Origin of the sequence: Candidatus Protofrankia californiensis (genome assembly GCF_900634765.1) — a bacterium.
GTDB classification, from domain to species: Bacteria; Actinomycetota; Actinomycetes; order Frankiales; family Frankiaceae; genus Protofrankia; species Protofrankia californiensis.
The window spans coordinates 2,013-6,878 of the sequence record NZ_CAAAFT010000185.1; the positions used below are offsets into that span (position 1 = coordinate 2,013).

A 4,866-nucleotide genomic window follows, 5' to 3' on the forward strand; every position below is an offset into this window, starting at 1 on the left:
TCGACATGGTGGGCGTCCGGCAGCAGTTCGTCGAGGACCTTTTGGGTAGGCCGCAGCCTGGTCGGTGGTCGCTTCGACCGGTCTGTGGCCATGGACAGGGCGCGGGTGGAGAACCGCCGTGCTGCGGCCAGATCGCGGTGGTCGGCATCAAGGACGTCGATGACCTAGCCGCACGGGTCGACCGCCCGATACAGATAGATCCACCTGCCCGAGACCTTCACGTACGTCTCGTTGACAAACCACCGATCCCCAGGAATGTGCCGGCAAGGCCGGGCTGCATCGATCAGCAGCGGGGTGAACCGCTGCACCCACCGGCAGACGGTCACATGATCGACGGCGAGACCGCGTGTGGCCAGGAGCTCCTCGATTGACTGATTATCAATCAAGTGTCACGGTATGGGGGAACCCGAGTGGCGTCAACCCGTCGAAGTCATGACGCACCCCATCCGACGCAGCATCGATCGATGCTTAGCCAAATGAGGAAAGGCAGAGTTCGTTGACCGCTTCTACCGAAGGACCCCGGCCATGAGTGCGGTCCAGCTTCGTGGCGCACGCGTGCTGATCACCGGCGCATCGAGCGGGATCGGTCGCGCCCTCGCCATCCAGCTGGCAAGTGAAGGTGCCGTGTTGGCACTGGCCGCGCGCCGGTCGACGCTGCTGGCCGAACTGGCCGACGAGATCAGCGCGGCAGGCCACACCCGTCCCCAGGTGCTGAGCACCGATCTCGCGGTGCGCGGCGCCGCCGCGGAGCTCGGCCCGCGCGCCATCTCAGAGTTGGGCGGCGGGATCGACGTCCTCGTGAACAATGCCGGCAGCAGTCTCACCGGCGCCCAGACCCGGATCGCGGATTCCGACGCGGCCCGGTCGGTGTTCGAGACGAACGTGTGGGCGCCGCTGGCTCTCACCGCCGCGGTGATCCCGGCGATGCGTGCGGCCGGGCGCGGGATGATCGTGAATGTCACCTCCACGATCCAGGCCGTGCCGATCCCGCTTCTCGGCTACTACGCGGCCTCGAAAAGCGCGCTGGCACAGGCCACCCGCTCGTTACGCCTGGAACTCGCGGGAACCCCCATCCGTGTCTTGGAGGTCGTGCCGGGCGGTACCGACACCGCGCTGCGCGACATAGACGAACTCCCGTGGAAGGGCACCGCCCCCAAGACTCTGCCGCCGATCTCGCCCGAAGCGATGGCCGCTGCGATGGTGCGCGCGATCAGCCGTGGCAATAACCGGCTCGTGCACCCCGCCTACTCACTCCTACCGGTTGAGCTCCCGATCGTCGGACGCCTGGTGGCCACGCTCGCTGGCGCTCGCGTCGACACCCTCGGCGCGCTCGACCCCATCGACCAGCTGTTTCACCGCAAACCCGGCCCGGAGACAGCCCGATGACCGAGCGCAGCACCCACAGCATCGGGCCGTCCGGAGCCGACCCCCTTAGCCTGTCAGCGTGCCCATGACCATTACCCGCCCCACCGCGGTGGATCGGCGGCGGATGCTGGTGCAAGCCGCGCGGAAGCTGTTCGCCGAACGTTCCTACGAGAAGGTCACCACCGCCGAGATCGCCAAGGTCGCTGGCGTCGCCTACGGGCTCATCGCGCACCACTTCGAGAACAAGCGCGGGCTCTACCTGGCCGTCATGCGCGAGATCGCATACGAACTGTCCGCCAACCAGGAATTACCCCCGCACGGGAACACCCTGCATGAGCAGATCCGGCACGCACTCACCAACCACGTCACCTACATCGACCGAAACGCCACCGGATTCATCGCCATCATGCGCGGCGGGCTGGGTGCGGATCCCGAGATGCGCACGATGATCGACGAACTCCGCTGGAATGGCGCACAACGGATCCTGCGCCACCTCGGCGTCACCGATCCGGTCCCAACATTGTTGCGCACCACCATGCGCGGATGGGTCGGTTACTTCGACGAAATCGTGATCGACCGCCTCGAGTACCATGACATCAACGTTCCCACACTGGTCGAACTCGCGGCCACCAACCTCGTTACCTCGCTACGGACCGCCATACACCTCGACCCGCAGACAGGTCTAGACCCGGCGGTCATCGACATCATCGAGAACGCCTATCAAGGTCGATAGCTCGCGTAGCGGTCCGAATCCCGCCCCCCGAAGCGGCAGACCCGGTCGAGAGGATCCGGGCAGGGCAAGAAATGCGGTACGACGCTCCGCGCAGACCCCTGGACGCGTCCGCTCGCCGGCTCGGACGTCGCATGGGACCGCGGATTGGAAAGCTTCAAACCGGTAGGCAACACAGCCACCAACCACTCACCGGCTCTGCCAGGCACTGTTTCATCCGTCGGGACCGGCCGATCTTAACCGCAAATCTTCCGGTGGAGACGTCCTCCACAGTCGTTCCGGGGTGTCTGAAGCCTCCGTGATTCGCTCACATGAGCCCCCGTCGACGGGAAGACCTGCGGTCAAGATCGTCGATAATCGACGAATGCAACAGCGCCGGTCGAAGTCACCACCGACCAGGCCGCCGCCTACCCGAGGGTGCTCGACGAGCTGCTGCCCGCCGCCCAGCACAGTGATGCCCGGCGGGCGAACAACCCGATCGAATCCGATCACAGCCAGCTGAAAGCAAGACTCCGGCCGATGCGTGGGTTGAAACGCTTCCGCTCCGCCCAGAGGGTCAGTTCCGGGCATGCGTTCGTGTAGAACATCCGCCGCGGCCACTACGAACTCGCCGTCGAGGCCGACCCACACCTGCGGGCGTCGGCTGCCTTCACCGAGCTCACCCTGGCGGTCTGATCAACATTCAGGCGGGGTCCGCCATGTCTTGCTTCCCCATAACGCAACAGACTCCCTCGAGATGGCCGGGCGTAGGTGGGCCGGGGTCGACCACGACGCACCCGCTGGCACCCGCTGGCACCCGGTGCGCGCAGGATCCAGGTGTTCGTCCCGTCCAAGGTCATCGGGTCGGGGTTGGGCGCCAGAAGCACCGACGCGAACGACGTCACCCGCCGCAGCGCCACCAATCCGTTCACGTGCCCGGACCTGGGAGACCCGGTGTGGAGTCGTAGCCGTCGTCGTGGGGGAGGAGCAGGCGGGCTTCCCCGTCACGGACGAGGATCCTCGGCCGCACCGGACGGGTGTCCCGGATGCGCGCCGCCGCCAGGACGGCTGCGACGGTGTCATGCTCAGCCAGTTCCATGAGCGTGTGCACGGTCGGTGGCATCATCGCCAGCCGTCCCGCCAGGTGCTCGGCGAGTGCCGCGCCTGGCGGCATCCACAGCATCCGGTCGGACTCGCCGGGTATCGGCCGGGTTCGCTGTTCGGCTGGCATCGATGCGACGAAGAACCGGGTGTCATATCGGCGGGGTTCTATCTCGGGAGTCACCCAGCGCGCCCACGGGCGCAGCAGGTCGACACGCAGGCCCAGGCCGCGGCGTGCCAGTAACGAGGCCATGCTGAGCTGGCGGCCTTCCAACGCGAGGCGGTCGGACTCCCAGCTGGGGTCGGTGACATCGGCGACGGTATCCGTGTCGGGGCCGGCGAGTAACACGCCGCTCTCCTCGAACGTCTCCCGCACTGCGGCGCACACCAGGGCGCGGGCCAACGCCGGCTCGGCACCGAGGGCCTGGACGGTGTCCACCTCGGGGGTGCCGAACCACCGCGGTTCGGTACTGACATCGGCCGGGTCCACCGTCCCGCCGGGAAAGACGTGCATGCCCGCGGCGAAAGCCATCGTCGACACCCGGCGCAACAGGCAGACCTGTACGCCTGTCCCGCTCCCGGTATCCTGTATCAGCGCGACGGTGGCGGCATCGCGTGTCGGAGCCGGTTGGTCGTGGCCCGGGCGGAAGGCAGCCGCTCGCTGGGCAAGCGCCGGCGGCACTCGCTGTCGCAACGCGGTCAGCAGATCCTGAGTCGGCCTGCCCGTCAGATCAGCCATTCGACAAATGTTAATGCCGTGTCAGGCGACATCCGCCTTGTTGCGTCACGCCCGGCCGGCATCGTCCCCCGCGCCATTCCCGTCAGATCGCTGCGTGATCCGTCGGGTCCCCGGCCGCTTCGCGCTGCACGCAGACCCCGCTCGCTTAGTGCAGCGTTCCTCAAAGGCGGTAGATAAAACAGCGTCGCGGGGTGCTGAGCGGTGGGGCCGGACGTCCCCAGGCCCAGGGTTTCGCGCGGGTGTTGAGCTGCGCGGTCGTGGTACGGGTGGCCTGGTCGATCTCGCCGGGGTCGGTGAGCGACTGCCCGGCCAGCCCGACCCGGCGGAAGATCCCTCAGCAGCCTTCCTACAGGGTCAGCCAGCAGACGCCCACCGGGATGAACACCTGCCGGATCCGGGGATTGGGACAAGCTCCACCACAGAAGACTCGCCATGGCGAGTGCGGCCCTATGACGCACCTCCGACGGTGAGCCAGGGCCCGTGGTCCGGCTTCAGTCGGCGGTGACCGCCGCGGCCGGGCTGTGTGCGGCCAGATCGCCGTCGAGGTGGTCGGGTAGGTCCCGGTCGGTGTGGTCGGCGTGGAACAGGGCCTCGGCGAGCAGACGCTTCACATGCACGTCGGCTGCCGAGTAATACACGAACGTCCCTTCACGGCGGCCACGGACGATCCCGGCGAGGCGCAGCTTAGCGAGGTGCTGGCTGACGGCCGTGGGAGCGGCGCCGACCAGTTCTGCCAGGCAGGCGACGGATGACTCACCTTGCAGCAACGCCCAAAGAATCTTGATGCGCGTCGGATCCGCGAGCAGTCGGAAGCCCTCGGCGGCGAGGTGAACCTGCTCGTCGTTGGGCATCTGGAAATCCGGCAGAGCGGTGTGCACCGCTGAATTCTATCGCAGACCTTCCTGATCATCTGCCTGACTGCCTGACTGCCTGACTGCCTGACTGCCTGACT

General features: G+C 67.1%; 4 protein-coding genes and 3 pseudogenes. 3 read left to right on the top strand and 4 right to left on the bottom strand.

Annotated elements, in window-relative coordinates; translation table 11 throughout:
- Positions 1-374 (bottom strand): annotated as a pseudogene (locus tag DD1DGNOD_RS10185) (IS6 family transposase); the annotation flags it as partial.
- A 151-nt stretch (positions 375-525) separates the two neighbouring features.
- On the opposite strand from DD1DGNOD_RS10185, the gene DD1DGNOD_RS10190 reads away from it, so the two are divergent.
- The 3 genes and pseudogenes from DD1DGNOD_RS10190 to DD1DGNOD_RS10200 all read left to right on the top strand — a co-directional run.
- Positions 526-1,386 carry an SDR family NAD(P)-dependent oxidoreductase gene (locus tag DD1DGNOD_RS10190; RefSeq protein WP_131769981.1) on the top strand — a complete coding sequence of 287 codons (861 nt, stop codon included), beginning with the start codon at positions 526-528 and terminating at the stop codon, positions 1,384-1,386.
- Between the two features lie 64 nt (positions 1,387-1,450).
- Positions 1,451-2,098, top strand: a complete 648-nt coding sequence (locus DD1DGNOD_RS10195) for a TetR/AcrR family transcriptional regulator (protein ID WP_131769982.1) — start codon at positions 1,451-1,453, stop codon at positions 2,096-2,098.
- Between the two features lie 372 nt (positions 2,099-2,470).
- A pseudogene (locus DD1DGNOD_RS10200) lies at positions 2,471-2,770 on the top strand (DDE-type integrase/transposase/recombinase); the annotation flags it as partial.
- 49 nt (positions 2,771-2,819) lie between these two features.
- Here the strand turns inward: DD1DGNOD_RS10200 and DD1DGNOD_RS30775 are convergent.
- From DD1DGNOD_RS30775 to DD1DGNOD_RS10215, 3 genes and pseudogenes are all read right to left on the bottom strand, one after another.
- Positions 2,820-2,997 (bottom strand): annotated as a pseudogene (locus DD1DGNOD_RS30775) (MBL fold metallo-hydrolase); the annotation flags it as partial.
- A 5-nt stretch (positions 2,998-3,002) separates the two neighbouring features.
- Complete coding sequence (locus DD1DGNOD_RS10210; protein ID WP_131766400.1) at positions 3,003-3,914, bottom strand: NUDIX hydrolase; 912 nt, start codon at positions 3,912-3,914, stop codon at positions 3,003-3,005.
- A 491-nt stretch (positions 3,915-4,405) separates the two neighbouring features.
- The gene (locus DD1DGNOD_RS10215) at positions 4,406-4,792 is read right to left on the bottom strand and encodes an ArsR/SmtB family transcription factor (protein WP_131766401.1); all 387 of its coding nucleotides are present in this window, start codon (positions 4,790-4,792) and stop codon (positions 4,406-4,408) included.
- Between the last annotated feature and the right edge of the window lie 74 nt (positions 4,793-4,866).